Origin of the sequence: Nonomuraea zeae (assembly GCF_005889725.1) — a bacterium.
In the GTDB taxonomy this organism is placed as follows: domain Bacteria; phylum Actinomycetota; class Actinomycetes; order Streptosporangiales; family Streptosporangiaceae; genus Nonomuraea; species Nonomuraea zeae.
The window spans coordinates 72,540-94,819 of the sequence record NZ_VCKX01000006.1 but is presented as its reverse complement, the minus strand read 5'-3'; the positions used below and the strand labels follow the sequence as shown (position 1 = coordinate 94,819).

General features: G+C 70.6%; 8 protein-coding genes. All 8 read right to left on the bottom strand.

Annotated features, from left to right (window positions below; genetic code table 11):
- Window positions 1-2: 2 nt before the first annotated feature.
- The 8 genes from ETD85_RS03560 to ETD85_RS03525 all read right to left on the bottom strand — a co-directional run bounded on the left by ETD85_RS03560 (window position 3) and on the right by ETD85_RS03525 (window position 22,257).
- Window positions 3-1,253, bottom strand: coding sequence for an ABC transporter substrate-binding protein (locus tag ETD85_RS03560; protein WP_138688123.1), 1,251 nt, complete (start codon window positions 1,251-1,253; stop codon window positions 3-5).
- 18 nt (window positions 1,254-1,271) lie between these two features.
- Window positions 1,272-1,970 (bottom strand): FadR/GntR family transcriptional regulator, encoded by a 699-nt coding sequence (locus tag ETD85_RS03555; protein WP_138688122.1) that lies wholly within the window; start codon window positions 1,968-1,970, stop codon window positions 1,272-1,274.
- Window positions 1,971-2,067: 97 nt separating this feature from the next.
- Window positions 2,068-2,592 (bottom strand): DUF305 domain-containing protein, encoded by a 525-nt coding sequence (locus ETD85_RS03550; protein WP_138688121.1) that lies wholly within the window; start codon window positions 2,590-2,592, stop codon window positions 2,068-2,070.
- A 75-nt stretch (window positions 2,593-2,667) separates the two neighbouring features.
- Complete coding sequence (locus ETD85_RS03545) at window positions 2,668-3,237, bottom strand: dihydrofolate reductase family protein (protein WP_138688120.1); 570 nt, start codon at window positions 3,235-3,237, stop codon at window positions 2,668-2,670.
- Between the two features lie 37 nt (window positions 3,238-3,274).
- On the bottom strand, window positions 3,275-4,318 hold the full coding sequence (locus ETD85_RS03540; RefSeq protein WP_138688119.1) for a T3SS effector HopA1 family protein: 1,044 nt from the start codon (window positions 4,316-4,318) through the stop codon (window positions 3,275-3,277).
- Window positions 4,319-4,345: 27 nt separating this feature from the next.
- Entirely contained in the window at window positions 4,346-17,572 is a 13,227-nt protein-coding gene (locus ETD85_RS03535) for a hemopexin repeat-containing protein (RefSeq protein WP_138688118.1), read from the bottom strand.
- Between the two features lie 291 nt (window positions 17,573-17,863).
- The gene (locus tag ETD85_RS03530) at window positions 17,864-19,456 is read right to left on the bottom strand and encodes a sulfatase family protein (protein ID WP_170246480.1); all 1,593 of its coding nucleotides are present in this window, start codon (window positions 19,454-19,456) and stop codon (window positions 17,864-17,866) included.
- 143 nt (window positions 19,457-19,599) lie between these two features.
- Window positions 19,600-22,257 (bottom strand): P-loop NTPase fold protein, encoded by a 2,658-nt coding sequence (locus tag ETD85_RS03525; RefSeq protein ID WP_138688116.1) that lies wholly within the window; start codon window positions 22,255-22,257, stop codon window positions 19,600-19,602.
- Window positions 22,258-22,280: the final 23 nt, after the last annotated feature.

The following is a 22,280-nucleotide window of genomic DNA, read 5'->3' as shown; positions in this document are numbered from 1 at the left end:
CTTCACTGGTGGGTGCTCCAGTACTCGTCGGCTGCCTTCTGGATGGTCTCCAGGACCTCCTTGTAGGTGGCCGGTTCGGTCACGAACTTGCCGAAGCCGTCCAGCGCGGCCGTCAGCACGGGCGGCGGTGTGGCCTCGAAGTAGCGGTTGACCAGGCGGTACTTGCCGCCGCCCGCGTCCTTGGTGACCGTGCCGAGCGCCTCGTCCTGGATGCTCACCTTGGGGTTGGCGCTCACGTCGCCCCTGCTCGTCGCCCACTTCTCCTGGGCCTGCGAGGTCGTCCACCACTTGAGGTACTTCATGCTGGCGTCCGGGTCGGCGGCCTTGGTCAGCGAGCAGAGCGGGCCGCTCTCGAAGATCATCGAGGTCTTGGGCAGGGAGGCGTTGACGTTGGGGATGGCGAAGAAGCCGTAGTCGGTGCCCGCCTTCATGTCCCGCGAGGTCATGCTGGTGTTGAACCAGCTGCCGAACGAGACCATCGCCGCCTTGCCGTTCTTCAGCACGTCGCCCGGGTCGGTCTTGTCACCGGGGTTGATGAAGTAGCCGGCGTCGATGAGCGACTTCCACTTCTCCATCACCTGGACCACGCCGGGGTCGGTGTACTTGGCCTTGCCGGTGGACAGGCGGTCGTACAGGTCCGGGTCCGTGCCGGCCATGAGCTGCTCGAACCAGACGAAGGAGAACAGCACGCTGGTGTGGTAGAACGCCTTCACGCCGTTCTTCTTCAGCGTCTCGGCCGCCTTGATCAGGTCTTCCCAGGTGGCGGGCGGCGTGAGGCCGTACTTGTCGAAGATCTTCTTGTTGTAGAACATGCCCCAGTAGGCGACGTTCATCGGCACGCAGTACTGCTTGCCGCCGATCGTGTAGTAGGGGGCGAGATCCTGGGACAGGTCGCCGGCCTTGATCGCCTCCTGCCAGACGGCCGTGGTGTCGGCCACCTGCTTCTGCTTGACGATCTCCTCCAGCATCCCCCCGGTCTGCCAGGTGAACAGGTCCGGCTTGACGTTCGTGCGGAACGAGGCCTTGATGAACGCCTGGTACTGGGCCGAGTCGGTGTAGCCCGTCGGTTTCATGCCCAGGCCGATGCTCTGCTTGGACAGCGCGCCCATCTCATCGAAGTACTTCGTCCACGCACCCTTGTCGTTGTACAGCGTCAGCTCGGTCTTCTTCTGCGGCGCCTCCGCGCCGTTTCCACCGCAGGCGGTCAGGACGAGCGCCGCCACGCCGAGCGTGGCCACACGTGACCGGAACATGGGCCGGCCTCCTTGGTTCTATCGGGGGGATTGCAACCTGTGCTCTATTACCGTCTTCACGTCGACCAGGTGGGCCCGCATGCGCGACTCGGCCTGCGCCGCGTCGCGTGCTTCGATGGCCTCCAGGATCGCCAGGTGCTCCTCGTAGTCGCGGCGCCGGTCGTCGAAGATCTGCAGGATCTCCCGCTGCTCCGGTCCGTGGACGGTGAGCAGCGAGTCGACGACCTCGTGCAGCACGCTGTTGCCCGCCATCCGGGCGGTCGCCCGGTGGAAGGTCATGTTCGCATCGTGCAGCTCGGCGTCCTCGCCTCGCAGATGCCTGCCCGCCTCGTCGAGCACCCGCTGCAGCGCCGACAGCTCCTCGCGGCCGGCGTGCTCCGCGGCCAGGGCGGCCAGCGGCGGCTCGATGACGATTCGCGCGCCGAGCAGCTCCAGGAGCTGGGCGGCGTGGATCTCGCGCATGTTCGGGTTGGGCAGGACCAGCCGCTCGATGTCGGCTCCGACGTAGATGCCGGACCCGTGCCGCATCTCGATGGCCCCGGTGGCCTCGAGCCTGCGTAGCGCCTCGCGCAGCGTCGGGGTGGTGACGGCGAAGCGCTGGGAGAGCTCCCTGGTCGAGGGCAGCCTGTCGCCCGGCCGGTGCCCCCCAGTACGGATGAGCTCCAGCATGCGCTCGGTCAGAGCGTCGGAAAGCGTGGGCCGCGTAACCTCGGACATATCAAGTGATCTAATCACTTATTCCCATGGGCGTCTATGAGGAGAGTGGTTTTCGCGACATGAGGTAAGTGAGGAGCCGCCCGCTCCGCCGGGAAGGTCAGCGCTTGAGCAGGTCCAGCATCATGGCGACCTGCGCCTTGCGCGAGGACTGCACCTGGGCCGCCCACTCCTGCACCGCCGGGTTGACCCCGCCGGCCACCTCTCCCGCGGCCATCTGGATGGCGTCGTCCTGGTGCGCGACGAGCAGGTTGAGCAGGTCGTACTCGAAGTTCTTCGACTTCTTCAGCGCCTCGATCCGCTTGACGTCCGTCTCCGGCATGCCGCCATGGTGGTCGTGCGCGCCCGTGGCGGGGGTGAGCGGCTGGTCCCAGGAGTGCAGCCAGCGCAGCATCCGCTCGACCTCGTCCTGCTGGGTGGTCTCGATGGCCGCGGTCAGCGTCTTGATCTGGGGTGTGGTGGCGCGGGCGGTGCCCACCTTGGCGATCTCGATCCCCTGCCGATGATGTTGCACCATCATCTGCACGAACATCACGTCCTCGGCGTTGACCGGGGGCTCCGCGGGCTCCACCCCGCCACAGGCCGCGGTCAGCAGGAGGATGAGGACCGCCAAGACTCCGCGCACCTGGCCACTTCCTTCAACTAATAGGAAACCTTCCTAAGAGTTGACGATTTCCGCGAGTCGCGCAAGGGCTCGCCGTCACCTGCCGGACTCTACTCCGTAGCGCAAATAGACGATGCCGGACGCGAACGCCCGGGTCTCGATCAGCCGGGTCCTGACCAGGGCGTCGAGCTCGGGGAAGAACGGCTTGCCCCGGCCGGCCAGGAGCGGATGGATGAAGATCCGCAGCTCGTCGACCAGGCCGAGCCGCAGCAGGCTGTGCGCCAGAGTGGCCCCGCCGACCTCCAGGTAGCCGTCCCCCCGCGCCTTGAGCGCACGCACCTCCGTCTCGACGTCGCCGGTGACGAGCGTGCTGTTCCAGTCCACCTTGTCGAGCGTGGAGGAGAAGACGTATTTCGGCATGGCCCGCCAGATCCTGGCGAAGTCCACCTCGATGGCGGGCGCGTCCGCGCGGGCGTCGGCGGTGGGCCAGAAGGCCGACATGTTCTCGTAGAGTCGCCGGCCGTACAGCGCGCCGCTGATGTCGCGCGACATGTCGTTGATGAAGGCGTGGACCTCGTCGTCGGGCGCGGTCCAGCTGATGTCGCCGCCGGGCGACTCCACGTAACCGTCGAGGGAGATGAGCATCGAGTAGATGACTTTGCGCATATCCCATTAGACAGGGCCGCCCGGCGGAACTCATCGGTCAGGTCGTGGGCGGATCCGGTGGCTCGATGTTCCGGTGCGGGTCCGGCCAGGCGATGTTCGAGCGCTCGAACTCGTCATAGACCTTGAAGCGGAAGTCGGCCGGGCTGCTGACGTACCGGTTGTCCTGGATGACCTTCACCACCGCGCTGGTCCGCGAGTCCGTGAAGCTGCGCGGCTTCGGCACGTCGATGTGGTCGGGCTCCTCGGCCCACGCGACCCCCTTGACGACCTTGGAGTAGAACGCGCCGAACCGGTCGTCCCGATCCGCGTCGGGAACCGTGTCGTCGAGGAACTCGGCGATCTCGGTGCCGACCCTGTCGCCGTCCACGTCCCGCTCGTCGGTCCCGTAGTAGAGGACGAGCTTGTCGTATTTGACGGGCCCTTCCGTGCCGCCCGCCTTCGTGGACAGCTTCACCTTGAACTGCCTGAAATAGGGAGCGACCGCGCGGGAGTCGGTCAGGTCGAACAACCTGACCAGTTTGCCCGCCAGGCTCAGCGCGGCCTGCTGGCTCTTCAGGTTCACGACGAGGCGCCGCTCGTGGATCTTGCCGCCGTACGCTCCCTTGCTGCTGGTCTTCTGGCGGATCTTGCTGTCGAAGTAGAAGTAGTCGCCCTTCGCCAGGGCCTCCGACATCGTGCCCTTGCCCTGGGGGAACACCTCGCACAGGGGCGCGACGGTCTGCGCGAGCTGGAGGACGTCGCCCTCCTTGAGCGGCTTGCTGGTGTACTCGGAGGAGCCGTACCCCGAGAACCGGTACACGCTGTTGTTCAGATCGCCCTGTTCCACCCTCCTGCTGTTGCGGTAGTACCGCCGGTAGACGTCGTTCAGGAAACCCTGGTTGTCCCCCGCGGCGCTCGGCCGGCGCGGCGGGCGAGGCTGCTGCACCGAGCGCCGCCTGGTCTTGACCAGCTGTCGCGGCCTGATCGGGGAGCGACCCTGCAGCCGGTCGTCGTCCTGCTGGGCGCCCCGCCTGACGTCCGGATCCGACCGCCGTCGCTTCAGCGCCCGCTTGGGGCCCTGCTCCGGCTGATTTCTCTTCACGTGCCCTGCTCTCCTTCGTGAGTTCCGCTACTGGACGCCGGCCCGGTAGGTCAGGACCAGTCCCGCGCCGGCCAGCTCCGCCTTGTCCCCCTCCAGCACGAGGGTCCAGCCGGCGCCGCCGACCGCGAGGCCGGGCGTGGGCAGCAGCCTGCCCTCGTCCAGCGCGAACTGCCGGTCCCCGTTGAGCAGGAAGCGCACCGGGGTGTCGCCGGTCAGCTCGTAGCGCGGGTAGACGCCGGTGATCTGGCGGCCGACCATGCCGGGGAACATCTCCCGCGTCAGCGGCAGCGTCAGCCGGTCGGCGTCGCCCTCGACGAAGTCCGTCCACAGCTGGGGGAACGCGGTGGCGAGGTCGAGGAAACGGGCGGCCGGATACGGCCTGAGCATGCCCTTCACCGCGTTGGCGAACGGCTCGCCCCCCTGCTCCGCGGCGTACTTGACGGTGATGGTGACGTCGCGCAGCTCTGGCGCGCCCTTGGCCGACAGTTCCAGCCGCCATCTGGAGACGGCGCCCGTGCCCTCGAAGGGCAGGTAGCGGTCGTCGTCGTAGCGCAGCTCGAACAGCCCGTTGTTGTCCTTGTACGGTTCGAGGTCCGACAGCGCGATCTGCTGGCCCGGCCGCCAGTTGGCACGAAGCGTGCCGGGCATCGGGCCCTTCGCGTCGATCAGGTATTTGACGGCCTTGGGGTCGGCCGCCAGCACGGTCTTGCTGTCGAGCTGGGTGAGCGTGGCGTTGAGCCCGAGCGGCTCCTCCGCCCCCTCGAACGTGACCGACAGCGTCTTGATCCGCCGCCGGTAGTGACCGGGGAAGTCCCGGTCGAACAGCGCCTCGGTCAGGGCGAACTCGCACCGCCCGGTGCTGCGCAGGCTGAGCGCGGCCAGCGGGTCCAGGGCGAGCAGCGACACCTTCTTCGTGATCTCCAGCCCGCGGCCGTCGGTCTCGGCGTACGCCTTGCCGAGCCGGTCCAGGTCGGCCCCCAGGCTCTCGCCCGCGAGCAGGCCGTTGCGCCGGCTCTCCCAGTAGAGCGGCTGGATGAAGCCGGCCTCGCCCTCGGGGATGCCGCGTTCGTAGTGGAAGGCCCGCTGCGCGGACAGCGCCAGCTCGTAGGCCATGTTGTAGGTCTGGAAGTACATGCCGGACAGCCGCCCCGACATCCAGTGGTAGAGCTGCGCGCCGGCGAACTTGTTCTTCATGAACGAGCCGACCGCGTCGAGGTTGGCGATCTCCTGCCGCTGCACCTCCAGCTCCCGCTGCGCGACCTTGACCTGCAGCTCCGCGCCGGCCACCTGATGCTCCAGCTGCGCCACGTCGCTGTGCGCGGTGGCGAGCTGGAGCGCCCAGTCCTCCGCCATGCGCTCGTGCTCGGCCCTGATGCCGAGCAGCTCCCCGAGCAGGCTGAGCCCCTGGCCCAGCGAGGCGGCGAAGTCCGCGCTGTGGCCGAGCACGGACCCGACCTGGACGCCGCCCTGCTTCGTGCCGATGATGAACGGGCCGACCAGCACCTCCGGGACGCCGGACGCGATCGCCGCGGCGACCTGGAGCCCGCTCGCGGCGAACTGGGAGGCCGCCGCGCCCGTCATCGCCTCAATCTGCGCCTCCTGGAGCTCGGTCAGCCCCTCGGCGATCAGCCGTTCGTAGTGGCGCACCCGCTCGCCGGCGCCGTCCCTGCCCGCCTGGGCCTCGCGCAGGCCCTCCGTGGCGATCTCGACCTGGGCCTCCTTGATGGCCAGGGTCATGGCGAGTATCGCGCCCTCGTTCCGGTTCTGCAGGAGGGCCAGCTCCTCGACGTCGCGCCGCTCCAGCACGTTGAGCAGGTCACCCGCGAACTGCCGCAGCCGGTCCACCAGCTCCTGCGCCTTCCTGAAGGCGAAGGAGAAGCGGTAGTGCGGCACCGGCGCCATGGCCGCCGCCGCGAGCTGGTCCAGCCCCGCGCCCCCGGCCACGCCGCGGACGAGCGCCATCACGTCGGCGGGCGGCTCGAACAGCGGCAGCGGCCGGCTGACGCCCATGATGTCGAGCGAGGCCCTGATCTTCCGCAGCCGGTCCTCGACCCTGGTCCAGTAGTCCAGGAACACGGTGTTGCCGGGGACGTGGAAGTAGGGGCTCTCGACGCTGCCGTGCACCGCCCCCGGCCCGTCCAGGAGCGCCCCGCCGCCGGTCAGCTCGGCGTTCTGGGCCGGTCGCGGAGCGCGTTCGAGCTGCTCGTAGCTCTTGGCGGCGCTCAGCGCGCGCGGGCCGAGGTCCTCCGGCCGCGCGCCGAGCAGGTCGTAGGCGAAGATGTAGAGCATCCTGGCCTCGTCCACGCTCTCCGCCGTGTACTGGCGGAAGAGCAGGTCACCCCAGTCGAGCAGGTTGTCGACGTAGGCCATCACGACCGCGCGGCGGTAGGCCGAGGGCCGCAGCTCGGCGATCGCGTGCGGGTCGAACGGATCCTCCATGTACGTCCTGATCAGCGTGTCCCGGTCGCCCATCAGGTCGTACTGGAGCCGCAGCCGCCCGATCATGGCGACCCGCTCCAGCAGGCTGTCCATCGGGCGCGTGGCCTTCGGCGTGACCTTCGCCGCGCGCAGCGCCGCCTCGATCTCCGACAGCCCGCCAGTCGCCAGGCCGGACAGGTAGGCGGCCTCGTCGCCGGTCAGCTCGCGGACCTGGAGGAAGGCGGGGGCCAGCGCCTCCAGCCGGTCGAGCTCTCGGCCGAGCAGCTCGCCCGCCCGGCCGGCGTCCACGCGGAGCGCTTCGAGCTCCGCCAGGTCGTCGCGGCAGCCGGCGACCAGCGCGGCCACGTCCACCGCGAGGAAGGGCAGGAAGCGCCAGTACCTCGGCTGGGTGGGGTCGAAGACATACTCGTACCAGGTGCGGGCGTCGTCGAAGCGCTGGGCGCCGTTGAGCGCCTGCGCGATGAGCACGGTGGCGTGGAAGAAGACCTCCCAGTAGTAGATGCCGTTGCCGCTCTGGAAGTCGAGGTGCGAGCTGGCCGGCATGCCCTGCTCGGCCACGTCCGGCAGCACCCTGATCGTGGTCGGGTCGGAGACGTCCACGCTGAACGCGGGCAGCTCGTCGATCTCCTGCGTCCGCGGCGCGAGCAGCTCCGCCACCCCGCCGGTCAGCAGCGCCTTGTTCAGCCGGTACGCCGTGCTCGACGTGAGCCGGACGACCTGGTGCGCCAGCCCCGCGATCTCGTACGGCCGCTGCGCCCCCTCGCCCGCCGGGAACTTGACGTACTCGGCGCCGAGGAACAGGTAGAGGTCGCCGGTGTTGAGGACCCCGGTCAGCTCTTCCTCCCAGCCGGCGGGCAGCCCGCCCCAGTTGCCGGCGACCGGGGCGAAGGCGAGCTCCTCGCCCAGCTCCTGCTCCGGCTCCAGGACGGCGTAGTCGGTGCCGCTGAGGACGTAGCGCAGGCCCCCGCGGCTGAAGACGGCCCGCACCGAGCGGTGCATGGGCTTCGGATAGCCGGCGTCGGCCAGCAAGGGGACGGTGTGGTCCTTGTCGAGGGTGTAGCGGACGTACTCCAGGCCCCTGGTGAGGAACAGCTTGCCGTCCGCGACGTACGCGGCGTCAACGCCTGCCCTGGTGATCTGGCTCCCTGCCCGGCCGAGCCCCCTGGTGTCGGACGGCTCGCTCCGGACCCACTCCTTACCGTCCTTCTTGTCCTTCTGGTCCTCGGCGGGTTCCTTCGGCGTGATCGTGACGTAGGTCATGGCCGTGTTGTCGAAGAAGACGGCGCCGTCCCCGTACGGGAAGGCGGCGTTGACCGGACCGGCGAGTGGCAGGCCCTCGGTGTTCTTGTCCAGCGGGAGCGGCTGGTCCTTGTCGACGGTGCCGTCCTGCTTGAAGCGGTAGTACTGGTTGCCGACGAAGGCGTACACGTTGCCGTGGAGCGCCGCGATCCCGTCCACCTTCGCGGGGAGCTGCCACGGGACCTGGCGCGGCGGCGAGCCGAGGCTCGACGAGTCGGTGTAGCCGACGTCGCGGGCGTAGAAGTACTCCTTGCCGTCCGGGCCGACGCCGGCCGCGTCCACCTGCTGCCACTTCGGCAGCCGGTCGCCGTTGGTGGCGATCTCCTTCGGGTAGCCGTCGTCGACGACCCCGAGCGGCCGCCCCGAGTAGCGGTAGTAGAGGGCGCCGGAGAAGACGAACGTCTGCTCCTCCCGCACGAGGACCGCGTCCACGGTGCCGGAAGCGGACAGGGGGGTGGGGACGTAACCCCATCGGTCGGAGATCGCCGGCCTGCTCAGCCGGGCGGCCGTCTTGTCCTTCCCCACCTCCACGTAGAACAGGTCCTTGGTGTTGAAGTAGTACCGGGTCCCGATGACGGGCAGCTCGACGGCGGCGTCGATCGGCGACCAGGCGACGGGCAGCAGGTCCTCGTTGCCGCTCAGCGGCATTCGCCGCTCCTGGCCGCCGGGCGGGATGACCGGGCGGCACAGGAAGCTGCCGCCCTTGTGGTCCACGCTCAGCCACACGCCGCCCTCGGCACCGACCGGCATGGCGAACCGCACGACCGACGACTCGGCGATCGCGTCGGCGTCCGCCTTGGCGAAGATCCGATCCAGCCGCCCGCCCCGTGGCGGCTCGGCCGGCTCCGGCGCCCGGACCGCGTACAGCTCGGGGGTGAGGGCGAAGGCGGCGTTGACCCGCTCCTTGTCATTCGGCCGCGTCACCGTGTACGAGCAGGTGACCATGATCGAGTCGTGGACGTCCCTGGACTCGCCCGGCCCGGTGGGGACCGTGGCGGACGCCTGCACGTACAGGCTCACCTCGGAGATCGGCGCGTCCTGCCGCTCCTCCACCGGGAGGACCTGCGCGGGCACCCAGTCGTGGGTGAGGTTGCGGAAGGAGTAGTAGATGCGCACGCGGTGGGCGGCCGCCTCCGGAGCGGAGACCTTCTGGGTGTCCCCGGTCCGCTCGGCCCTGATCACGGTGCCGGCCGCGTTCTCCGGCGCGACGGTCTCGACCACCGGCCAGAACACGAACACCCGGCCGAACGCGTGCACCGGGTACACCAGCTCGGCGTCGATCGCCACGTCCACCTTGAGCCACGGCTCCCAGCTGGCCGACAGCCGCTCGCCGTCCCTGAACTCGGCCTCGCGGCAGTAGTAGCCGCGCGGCTCGGTCCTGGTCCGGCCGAACAGCACCAGCCTGCGGACACCCGCGCCGGCCCCGTCCTCGGCGTAGACGTAGCCGCCGGCGATCGCGAGCCTGGAGACCTCGGTGTACTCGTCGAGATAGCGCTTGTAGGCCCGCTCCACCTTCTCCCGCGTGATCTCGCCCTGCAGCAGGTCCTCTTCCAGCGCCTCGAACGCGGGCGTCTTCGCGGTGCGCAGCTCGGGGCGCACGTAGTTCTCCGGGTAGAGGAAGACCTTCCTGTTGGCCTCCCAGATCCGGTAGTTCTTCATCCAGGCCCACCAGGTCTTCACCCGCCGCCTGGTCTCGTCCTGCTCCCGCTTGTCGTTCGGCGTCACCGCCTCCAGGTCGAGCAGGTAGCGGTGCAGGTAGAGCTGGGCCGCCGCGATGGCCTCGCGCACGCGCGAGGTCCGGCCCGCGCCGCCCGTCTCCACGTCGATCAGGAAGCGGTCGTACAGCTCCTGCGAGGAGCCGGTGCCCCGGGCGACCGCGACCAGCGCGTCCCGTTTGAGCACGTTGAGCTCGTCGTGGAGGGCGGCCGCGACCGTCTCCCACTCCTGCGGGCCGTACCTGCGCTCGATGACGCCGAGGAGGGCCGCGCCGGCCGCCTGGCCGTCCGCGATCTCGTACGCGTTGTGCCAGACGTCGGTGTACAGCGTGGACGGCGCGGCGCCCAGCCGGTCGGTGAGGGCGAACAGCTCGACCAGCTTGAGCACGAACTCGATCTCGAAGCGGCCCTCCTCCGGCGTGGCGACGGTCAGGAGCGCGGCGTTGCGCTTGGCCCATCTGATCTCGTCCACGTCCCAGCCGAACAGGTCGGCCAGATACCGGTACGGATCCGGCACCGACGTCGGGCCGTTCAGCAGGAACGCGGCCAGCCCGTCGGGCCGCGTCCGCGCGAGGTCCACGAACCTGACGATCGTGTGGACGTCGCTCAGCCGGTATTCGGCGGTGTCCGACCAGCGGTGCCTGAATCGCTGCGGGAACGTGGGGTCCACGCTGTCGTAGCCGCCGGAGTAGCGGACGTACTCCTCGCCCCTGCACAGGTACGTGCGCCCCTCGAAGACGAAGGCTCCGTCGGGGCCCTCCTCGAAACGGCCGGGCAGGTCGCCCCAGTCGTCCTTGACGGTGCGCGGGTAGCCCTCCGCCACGAACTCCGTCTCGCCCGGCCGGTAGCGGACGTACTGCCCCGCCCTGAAGGCGTACAGCTCGCCGGTCGGCGCGGCGAACGCGGTGTCGATGACCGCGCCCTCCGCGAAGGCGTTGCGCACCTTGCCCCACAGGCTCTCGATCGGCTGCGGCTCGTCACCCGCCCGCAGGTAGCGGGCGCCCTTGAACAGGTACGTGGCACCGCCGGCCGCGCGGAAGGCCGCGTCGAGCCCGTCCGCGAACTCGTCCGGCAGCGCCGGGATGCCCAGCTCGCCGGGCAGCGAGCCGCCGATGGTGCGCGGGTAGCCGTCGTCGGCGTACTCGTACTCGGTGCCGGTGTAGCGCACGTACTGGTCGCCGGAGAACAGGAAGGTGTGCGGGCCCGCGACGAGCGTCGCGTCGACCTGCTCCCGGTCCACGACGGTGTTCCTGACCCGGCCGATCCCGCTCAGGTCGTAGGTGGCCGTCGCGGCGGTGGAGACCACGTGGCAGGAGCCGCCGACGACGAGGTAGGCGGTGCGCCGGTTCGCGAACGCCGCCTCGATCCGCCGGGTCTGCCCCCGGTCCTGGATCGCGTCGTCGAACGACTCCGGCAGGTTCGCGAACGCCGCCTCGTGACGCAGGTTGCCGATGATCTTCTTCGGGTAGCCCGGGTCGATGTAGCGGTATTCGGAGCCCGAGTAGCGGACGTAGTGGTCGCCGGAGAACAGGTACGTCTGCTCATCCTGGTGGACGAACGCGGCGTCGATCCTGGCCGTGCCGTCGTCGGCCACGAACGGGTTGGGCGACCTGCCCCACCTGTCGCGGATGGCGGCGAGCGGCGCGAAGGCCCGGCCGGCGTACCTGGCGTACTGCTCGGCGAAGAAGAAACAGGTGGATCCGTCGGGCGCGGTGAACGCCGTGCGCAGGGCGTCCCCCGGCTCCAGCCCGCGGCCGAAGCCGGGCCAGATCCGCTCGGCCGGGCGCGGGTAGGACCACTCGCGGGTCGTCTCGTTGAACTGCACGCAGCGCTCGCCGTACAGCAGGAGCATGGTGTCGCCCTCGAACAGCACCGCGTCCGGCCTGGCGTGCCCGGCGATCCGGTACGCGTCCGGCACCTCCCAGAAGCCCTCGTCCACGGCCGTCGGGTAGCCGTCGTCCGGCCGGGCGTAGTCCTCTCCCGAGTAGACGAGGTGCCGCATGACGCCGTCGGCGTCCGGGCGTTCGAACAGGTAGGTCTTCGTGCCGCGCACGTAGGCGAGGGCGACGTTGTCCAGCCCGCCCCAGTGCGCGGCGACGGACCTGGGCTCGCCGTCGATCGTGCCGTCCACGTCCGTGTAGGTGACGAACTGGTCGCCGCTGAACAGGTACGTCTTCCCGTCGCGGCCAACGAAGGCCGCATCCACCCGGTTGTCCTGATAAATCGTGTTACGCGGCCGGCCCCACTCCTCGGCCAGCAGGTACTCCCTGTTCAGCCGGGTGTTGAAGCAGTACGGCCCCTTGAACAGGTAGGTGTTCCCGTCCGCGCCCCGCAGCACGGAGTCCAGCCCCGTCCTGAACCCCTCCGGCACCCCGCGCAGCAGGCGCGGCCTGACCGGCGCCGAGCTCACCACGGTCGCCTCGATCGCGGAGCGCTGGTGCCAGCCGTCGGCGTCCTCCGCCAGCACCGAGCCGTCCTCGATGTACGCGCAGCCGGTCCCGGCCAGGCCGAGATCGTCGTAGCGCCGGTAGAGGCCGTCGGAGACGACGTGGCACCGGCCGCCGCGGAACAGGTAGACGTTGCGCCGGTCCGCGAAGGCCGCGTCGACCCCGTCCAACGTGACGTCCAGGCTCGCCAGGCTCGCCAGCCGCGGCTCCTTCGACAGGTCGGACAGGGCACGCGGGTAGCCGTCGTCCACGTGGGTGAGCTCGTCGCCCGAGTAGCGCACGTACTGGTCGCCGGAGAAGAGGTAGGTGTGGCGGGTGGTCACCTCGGAGCCGTCCACGAGCTCCGTCGCGTCCGTGACCAGCGCCGCGTCCACCCGTCCCGTCCTGGCGATCCGGCTGACCACGTTGCCCCAGTAGGCGGGCACGCTCGCCGGGAAGCGGTCGTCGATCTTGGTGTAGTCGCCGGTCGAGTAGCGCACGTACAGGTCGCCGTAGAACACGTACGTCCTGCCGTCCTTGCCGATGAAGGCGGCGTCCACCTTCCGGAGCGGCGGCCTGTCCCAGTGCTCATCGATCGCGCGCGGCTCCGACCACCAGCGGTGCCTGCTGTCGAACACCACGAACACGTCGCCGGCGAACAGGTACGTCTGCCCGTTCGCGCCCGTGAACACGGCGTCGATGACCGCGAGGCGCGGATCGTCCGCCAGCGCGGCCGGCAGGTTCCACCAGTTGTCGGAGACCGGCTTGGGGTAGCCGGGGTCCGGGCGGGTGTAGTCCCTGGTGGAGTAGCGGACGTAGAAGTCTCCCCCGTCGGCGTGCACCTGGACGTGCAGGGGGTTGCTCCTGAGCGTGACCGTGACGCCCTGCTCCGTGGTGAGCTGCCACTCGGTGGTCCGGCCGCCGACGGCCGCGTCCTCGGCGAAGGACAGGCCGTGCTCAAGGAAGCGGCGCCGCAGCGCCGGCGACAGGCGGCCGGCGTCCAGCTCGGGCACCTGGTCCAGCGGCAGGTCGAAGAGCCGGCCGCCGGTGCCGAACAGGTAGGTCATGCCGTCCATGACGAAGGAGGCGTCCACCCGGCGCAGCCCGCCCCAGTCGCCGGCGATCCCGCGCGGGTAGCCGAGGTCGACGACCGAGTAGTCGGCGCTGGAGTACCTGATGTACTTCGTGCCGCTGAACACGTACGTCTTGCCGTCCAGGCCGACCATGCCGGCGTCTACCGTGCCGCCGGCCAGCACCTCGGCCAGGGTGCCCCAGCGCTCGGCTGTGGCCTGGGGCCGGCCGACGCCCGAGGTGCCGCCGGCCACCGTCCTGCCGTCCTTGAACAGGTGGACGAGCCCGTAGGAGTCGGTGAAGGCGGCCTCGATGCCGCTCTCGAACTCGCCGGGCAGGCCGGGGAAGCGCGCCCCGATCCGCCGCGGGTAGCCGTCGTCCACGCGTACGCCGTCGTTCTCCAGGCTGTCGGAGTAGCCGATCACCTGGTTGCCGCGGAACAGGTAGGCCCGGCCGTCCGCGGCGGTGAACGCGCTGTCGACGCGCTCGGTGCCGTCGAAGGCGTTGCGGATCCGGCCCCACCGCGCCGAGATCGGCTCCTCGCCCACGCCGACGGCCAGGTAGCGGCCGCCGGTGAACAGGTGGGTCCGGCCGTCCACGTCCTGGAACGACGCGTCTATCGACCGGCCGAACGCCGGGGGCAGCGGGGTGTCGTGCCCCTCCGCCTGCCACCACTCGGCGATCCCGCGCGGGTAGCCCTCGTCCACCACGCTGTAGTCGGAGCCCTGGTACCGGACGTACTGGTTGCCGCAGAACAGGAACGTCCGGCCGTCCTCGTCCACGAACGCGCTGTCGATCCGCCGCGGCGCGTCGAAGTTGTTCCTGACCTTCCCCCACACCTGCTCGCGCGGCGCCCAGCGCAGGCTCCCCGGCTCCTTCACGAACAGGCGCGAGGCCCCGTCGGCGCCCCTGCCGACGATCCACTCCGCGCCGCCCGGATAGGCGAAGGCGGCGTCGATTCCGCTCAGCCCCTCGAACCGGGGCGACAGCTCGGCCAGCGGCTTGGGCCGCGGGTCGATCAGCTCGTACGTGGCCGCCGAGTAGACCCAGTACCCGCCGGGGGCGAACAGGTAGATGTTGCCGTCAGCGCTCCTGAGCAGGGCGTCGATGCGCTCCACGCCCGGCGGCAGGGCCAGCGGCTCGGGATGCTTGCCGGTCAGGTCCTGGTCCTGGAAGGCGACGGCGATCTCGGTGGGATCCATCCCCAGCTTGCCGGCCAGCAGCGCGAAGCGCCTGATCCGCCGGTAGGCGGCCCGCAGGTGCGGGTCCCGCGGCACGTCGAGGACCTCGCCGCTCTCGTCTCCGGCCGCTAGGACGGGCGGCACGAGCACCTCGACCGCCTCGGGCAGGCTGCCGGCCACCCCGGCGCAGATCGCCGCCACGCTCGCCTGGGGCACGCCGGCCGCGTCTGCGAGCGCGGCGGTCAGCGACGCCTGCTGCCGGCGCTCCGTGCTCTCCAGCGCGGCGGTGATCTCGCTCGTCGCCGCCGCGATCTCCACGGCCACGGCGTGCAGCAGGAAGAACAGGTCCTTGGCGAAGTCCTCCAGCCCGGGGAGCACGAAGCCGACCGCGTTCCCGGGGTTGCGGAAGTAGCCGACGGCAGTGCGCGGCACGGCCAGCCGCTCGTCGAGATGCCCGGCCGCGACGAGGTTCTCGACGAGCGCGTCCTGCTCCTCCTCGTCGAAGCCGAGGTCCGCGACCCGGCCCAGGTCGAGCCGGTACGGCCGCTCGTCCGCGACGCACTCGGCGATCCGCGCGGCGACCGTCGCCGTCTCCGCGGCCGTGAACCGGTCGTCCAGCGTCAGCTCGGCCAGATCGGCGGCCACCCGGCCGTCGCTCAGGTAGACGCCTTCGAGCGCCTCCATCACCCGCTGCGCGACCGCCTGGTCCGCCACGTCGGCGAAGTCCTCCGGGGTGAAGGTGTACAGCTCGGTCTCCAGGGCGGCGATCTGCTGCTTCATCGCGTCGAGGATCGCCCGCCGGTACGGATGGAACTCCGGCGCCAGGGCGAGCTCGTCGAGCCTGAGCCCGGCCAGCGCCACCTTGTCCAGATAGACGCCGTGCTCGTCGAGGTAGCCGTTGAACCGCAGGCTCTCGGTCAGCTCCGCCGTCCGCGCATCGCTCAGCCGCAGCTCGGCGAAGATGCCGGGGTCCAGCGCGAGCGGCAGCCGCCGGAACCAGGCGACCCGGCCGCGCAGCTCGTCGAGCACGGCCGGCGCCACGTCCGTGAGGCCCGCGTTGACGGTGAACCGCCCGAGGTTCGCCTCGTCGGCGAAGAACCCGGGATCGGACACCGTGCCCTCTTCGTCCACGTACCCGTGGTAGATCAGGTTGTCGTACAGCTCGGCCTGCTGCTCGGGCGTCAGGTCGCCGAGCGCCGACAGGTCGGACGGGTAGAAGACCGAGGTGCCGTTGCCGACGCTGTTGATCAGCTTGAACAGCAGCTCCTTGTAGGAGCCGAAGTCCCGCTCCAGCCGCAGCCCGTGCGAGGTGTCCGGCAGCCCGTCGGTGACGAGCCGGCCGTCGGCCGCCAGCCGGCCGGTGCGGACCAGGCCCGCGTGGATCTTCCCGGCCAGCCGCTCGCCGAGCCCCAGCCCGATGAAGTCGTCGCCGACGATCACCCCGAGGCTGGTGACCGCGTCGTACGCGGCCACGGCCGCCTTGTCCGGGTCGAGGCGGAGCAGCCGGTCGTCCCGCGCGGAGACGACGCCGTCGGTGCGGCCGGCCAGGACGCCGTGCAGGACCTGCGCCGCCCGCTCGCCGAACCGATCGCCCTCGAACGCGTCCGGCTCCAGGGCGGCGAACCGCTGATAGAGGCTGTCCAGCGCGGCGACCTGCTCCGCGTGCTCCTCGGCCGGCCTTCCCGGCGATCCGCCCAGGATGTCCAGCAGCTCGGCGCCGCTGAAGCCGGCGGCCTGCATCCACCGCGTCACGGCCAGCGAGATCTGCGCCAGCCACAGGCAGGAGGCGACGTCCGCCCCCGCCGTCCTGGAGGCGTCCGCCCCCTCCAGGATCCGGTAGCAGTCCTGGAGGCGCGGCTCGTTCCCGCCCAGGATGGAGAAGGTGGAGTAGCGCTGCACCGACGGGTCGCTCTCCAGGATCTCCAGGAGGTCGAAGAACTCCCCTGCCGAGATCCCCAGCACCGCGACGAACCGCCCCACCCGCTGCAGCAGCGCGATCGCGGGCAGCCCGATCTCCCCGCGGTCGAACGGGCTCGGCTCCAGCGCGCTGTACCGGTCGCGGAAGCGCCGCACGACCTCGGCTATATCGCTCTCCGACGTCTGGATGGAACGTGCCAGCCTGCGCCGGTACTCCTTGTTGTGCGTGGCGAGCAGGTCGCCCGACACGTCGGGCAGGTCCTCCAGCTCGGCCGGCCTGATCGGCACGGCCAGGCCGCACACGCCGTCGATGGTCAGGTCGTAGCTGCCGCGCAGGTGCACGACCACCGCGATGGTGCGCAGGGCGGCCGCGTCGAGGGTGCCGCCGCAGCACGTGGTCAGCACGCGGTCGAGGTCCGTGGTGGTCAGGCCGGTCCTGCGGGCCAGCCGGACGAGCCGGTTGACGCGGTCGTACCAGGACAGCGGCACCGGCCCCGTCCCCGCCACCAGCCTGGCGCCGTCCTCGGACAGCGTCACCGGGGTGGCGCCGAGGTTGACGAAGAACCCGGACGGCGGCCGATCCGGATCTTCCGCCTGCACCAGCAGCTCGCGCAGTTCAAGCGCGCTCAGCCCGGTGACCTGCTTGAACCGCTCGACCTCGGCGAGCGGGGTGAGCGAGTCCTGCGCGGCGAGCCCGTAGCGGCTCTTGACCAGCGCCTCGCCGGCCGCCGCCGTCGCGCTCGCGACGTCCTCGGCCGACAGGCCCAGAGCGAGCCTGGCGACGGTGCCGGCGTCCGCGAGCGGCGCGAACAAGCGGTAGAGCTCGTCCGGGCCGACCCGCAGGTGGCGGAGGTAGGTCTTGAGCTCCTCCTCGTGCAGCGAGAACGGCAGGCTGAACGGGTACTCCAGCCGGCGCAGCACCTCGTAGGGTTCGTCCCCGACGAGTTGTTCGAGCACCTCGATGACGATGTCGAGGTACGGCGACTCCGCGAAGGTGTTCTCGGCATCGAGGAGGATCCTCTTCAGGTCCGGCCGCCGCTCCGCCCCCAGGAGCGACGGCTGCTCGAAGACCTCCTCCATGAGCCCGAGCAGATCGGCGAGATAGGCGCCCGGCGAATACACCGACCGGGCCTCGTCCTCTTGCCGGTAGTCGAGATCGACGTCGAACAACTGCTCATAGCTCGGTAACGCATCGTGCCTCGCCACGTGTCCCCCCTCAGGAACGCCGGCGCCTGCCGATCTCCATGAGGCGGCCCCACCTGGCGATGAGGGCCCTCACCTGGCGATTTCACGGGATCGCGCACGACTGCGACGATCTCTTCGGCGGCTTCCGGGTCAGGTCATCCTGGTCAGAGACGGTTGTGGCCCGATGAATACGTCGGATTCGCCCGGCTGTCCGGTATCGGTCACCGAGTTCGCCGGGCATTGCCTCCCGGCGTCCAGCCGCGTACGGTGCCCCGGGTCGGACCCGGGGACGACGGACTGTCCACCGGGTCATCAGGACGCCCGGGCGGCGCTCCAGCAATCCAGCGCGCCGGGCTTGCCGCAGCTCACCAGGCCGTCGAGAGCCTGGCCGAGGCCGGCCGTGCGGGCGTTGTCCGGGTCGTTGCTCTCCTGGGCCGGGTCGGCCACGGTGTCGTAGTACTCCGGCCGGGGGTCGCCTTCGTACTCGACGTACAGGTCGCCGGCCGTGCGGATGGCGGCGTACGACGGCGGCTGGGAGTTGCCCGCCTGGAGGGTGTCGGCGTCGGGGTCCGGCTCGCCGGGTGCGCCCGGGTCCGGCTTGACGTGCTCGATCAGCGCCGCCTTGCGCCAGTCCTTGACCTTGTGCCCCTGGATGATGGGTAGCAGGCTGCGTCCGTCTCGGCCGTCCCGCGTCGCGGCGTCGACCCCGGCCATGTCGAGGAAGGTCGCGAACAGGTCCACGTTCTGGGCGATCGCGCTGGTCGAGAGGTTGCCGTGCCGCCCCGCGGCCGGGCGCTTGACCAGCAGCGGCACCCGTACGTCGTGGTCGTAGGCGGTGGACTTGCCGCGCACCAGGCGATGCTGCCCCAGGTGGAACCCGTTGTCGCTGGTGAAGACGACGTAGGTGTTGCGCTTCTCCGCGTCGGTGAGGGTGGCCAGGACGCGTTCCACCATGTCGTCGACCGACTGCACCATGCGGATCCGGTCGCGGAAGTCCTTACGCAGCTCCTTCATGATCGGCGCGCCGAGCGGCTCCCGCCGTACCCAGGAGGGCTTGTCCGTGGTGTCCTCGTTGACGGCAGGCAGCGCGGCGACGTCGATCGAGGTGCAGTCGGGGCCGCCGCAGTCGCCGTGCGGGAACTCGCCGGCGGGCCACTGGGTCTTGGGCCGGTCGCGCCGCGCGGGCGGGAACCGGGGCTCCTTGTCGCCCGGCTGGGCGCCGATCCTGGAGTGCGGCGCGAACGGCGAGACCTGGAGGAAGAACGGCCGGTCCGGCGCGTACTCGCGGGAGCGCGCGATGAAGTCGACCGCCCGCTGCCCCAGCTCGTCCACCAGGTATTTCCCGCCGGACGGGTCGATCGGCTTCCCGTCGCCGGCCTCCTTGACGTACCGGGTGAGCTGGTACTTGAACTCGCTGTAGCCGCCGCCCGCCGCGACGTGCCACTCGTCCCATCCGGGTGGCACCTTGTAGTCGGCGGGCACCAGGTACTCGTTGATGTACTTGCCGAGGTAGCCGGTCCGGTAGCCCGCCTGGTCCAGGGAGACGGCGTACGTCCTGCTCTCGTGCGGCTCGAACGCCTGGTAGCCGCCGCCGTCGGAGCCCTGGTTGGTGGCCACGCCGGTGTTGTGCGGGAACTGGCCGGTGAACATGGAGGCCCGGGACGGGCAGCAGAGGGAGTTCGAGACGTAGTAGTCGCTGAACGTGGTGCCGTCCTCGGCCAGGCTGCGCACCGTGTCCATGTACGGGAGCAGGTCGGCTGACATGTCGTCTACGAGGAAGAAGATGATGTTCGGCTGTTTCGGCTTGGCCGCCGTGCCCGCTTGGGAGGCCGTGCCCGCTTGGGAGGCCGTGCCTGCGCCCGCCTGGGAGGCGGTGGCCAGGCCCAGGACGAGGGCTAACGCCACCGCAAGAATTCTCCTGATATTTCGGGTCATGGAGATGACTGCCCCTTTTACAACTGATGGGAGATCAGAGTTGCGTCGAACGCTAACCCCCGGCAAACCACCCCATCAATCGATTCGCCCTCCACAATTCCTGGCAAACTCCCCTACGCCTCGCGCCGTCCGGCGATCGCCTGGCCCGAGCACTCCCTGATCGCGCTCTCGTTCAGCGGCCCCGCGGGATGGTTCATCACGAGACGCAGCTCCGGCGGCGGGTCGGTGAACAGCGGCGCCAGCCCGGCGGGCGCCGACGGCGGCAGCCGGTCGGCGCCGACGTGGAAGAGGCCGACCGACTCCGGCGTGGCCTGGAGGTACTCGGCGAGCAGCGGCCAGCGCGTCTGCAGGACGGTCCACAGGGCGAGCGGCCCGACGCCCACCACCGAGCCCTCGGCGGTCCGCACGGCCCGCAGCATGCTGTAGGCCATCACGAAGCGCTTCATGGCCCTGGGCGTGGGCGGCAGCAGCGGCGCGTACGGCTCCAGCACATGCCGCGTCTCCCGCGCGGCGTCCTTGGCGGTGACGAGCCGCTCGATGGCCATGTCCGCCGCCTGGACCCGCTCGATGGGCTCGGCCTCGGCGTAGATCTCCAGCGCCTTGGCGGGAGTGGCGTTCTTCAGCCGCTCGGTCAGCTCGGTGGCCCCCGCCGTCCGCTTCTTCCCCGGCTGCCTGGCCAGCAGGTCGGTGAGGTACTGCGACTTCAGCTCCTCCGACAGCCGCGGCACCGGCACGCTGATCTGGAACAGCTTCTCCAGGAAGAGCGAGCCCACCGTGGTCCCCGGCTGGCCGATCGCCGCCGACTGGGCCTGGTAGGCGTCGTCGTAGCTGCTGCGCACCCAGCGCCCGTCGGCCGCGACCACCACGATGAGCGCGTGCGCGCCCTCCTTGCGCCCGCGCTCGCGCATCAGCTTCTGCACCGCGTCGAGCAGCTCGATCACGAACGGCTCCGGACACCGGTCGAGGTCGTCGACGAGCAGGAGCACGGGCCTGCGCGCCTGGCCGAGCAGCCAGTCGAAGTGCACCGCGAGGTCCTCCATCGGATCGGCCCTCGTGTCCACGAACTGGCGCGCGGAGCGCCGCGAATCCAGCGACACGAACCGGGCCGCCGCCTTCGCGAACAGCCAGAGCGCCGCGAGCAGCGGCACCAGGCCGCCGGCCAGCTTGGCCAGGTCACCCCACGTGGTCAGGCTGACCCCCGCCAGGGGAACCAGCACGAGCACGCCCACCGCCGCCATCAGGCCGGCCGCCAGCCACTGCCGCGCGTCGATCAGCCGGGCGCGTTCCCGCAGTGCGAACAGCGGCCCGTTCCGCTCGGCGCGCACCGCCCTGCGGAGGGCCTGCAGCAGCGAGAGCCACGGCGGCCCGCCGCGGGTCTGCCGCCACGCGTCGTACTCCACGACCAGCCACGGATCGTCGTCCTCCGCGTCCAGCTCGCGCAGAAAGCGCAGCAGGGTGCTCTTGCCGGTGCCCCAGGCGCCGTCGATGTGGACCAGGAAGGAGCGGCCCGGCAGCTCCTGGACCAGGGACCGCAGCTGGGTCTGCAACGCTCTGGCGACCCCGATCCGCCCCAGCTCGTCGCCGTCCGTCCCGACGGTGTCGTCCACGAGCAGGCGGACGTGCTTGCGCTGCTCGCGCTCGCCGCCCGGCGCCGTCCCGGACTCCTCCCGCTGGGGCGAAAGCGACTCGTGGGAGGCGGCGAGGGACTCCGGGGAAGCCGCGAACGACTCCTGCGAGGTGGCGAGAGACTCCGGGGAGGCCGCGAACGACTCCGGGGAGACCGCGAACGACTCCGGGGAGGCCGCGAGCGACTCCTCCTGCGGGGCCTTCGACGAGGACGACTCCGCCCGCAGAGCGGAGAGCGCCTTGTCGCCCATGCTGCGCCCCAGTGCCGGGTCGAGCCCGGCCAGCGCCAGCAGCACCTGACGCCCGTCGATGACCTCGCCCTCAGCCGGCGGCCCCGACCGGTCGCGGACCGCCCCCAGCCAGCCGGTGACCGGCCTGCGCTCGCCTTTCCCCACGGGGAACGTCACCTGCCGGAGGAGGCCGCCGGCGTACTCCGGGTGGCTCTGGACGAGCCGCTCGGCCAGCGCGGCGGCCGTGATGGCGGTATCCCCGGTGAACGAGCCGGCCGCCGCCCGCACCGACCCGGAGAACAGGTCGGACCGGGGGCGCTCCGGCGGGGTGAGGCCGATCATCTCGCGTACGTCGTCATGCCCGTAGAGAGAGCGCTCCGCGGCCCGTTCGGCGGAGGACAGGCCGCTGGGCAGCTCCACCACGGGTACGTCCAGCCGGGCGAACTCCTTGTCCCGGAGCAGGTCACGGTCGTACACGGTGGCGACCAGCCACCTCTTCTCGCCCCGCACCCATTGCGCCAGGGCCTGCAGCAGCCGAGGTCCGAGCACTCCGTAATGGGCGCCCAACTGGTCGATCCACAGCACGGCGGAACCACTGTGGTCCAGCCTGCCCAGATCGGCGGAATCGAACTCGCCCGGTCTCCTGGCGATGAGCACGTGCTCGCGCGGGAGCACCTGGTTCAGCACCTCGTACAGGGTCCGGGTCGCCCCCGAGCCCCGCTCGCAGGCGACGACCACCGCCCGGTCCTTGCGCAGGCATTCCTGGATGACCTGGTCCACATCTCGCGGGATGTAGGGGTTCAGGTCGCGTCCACGCGGCCCGGCGGCTCCGGTCATGACGCCGAAGTCGTGCGGGTCCACGTCCTGCATCCGTGGCGGCGGCCAGATCTTGAACGACCCGCCAAGCTCGTCCATGGCCACACCGTAGAACGGCCTGC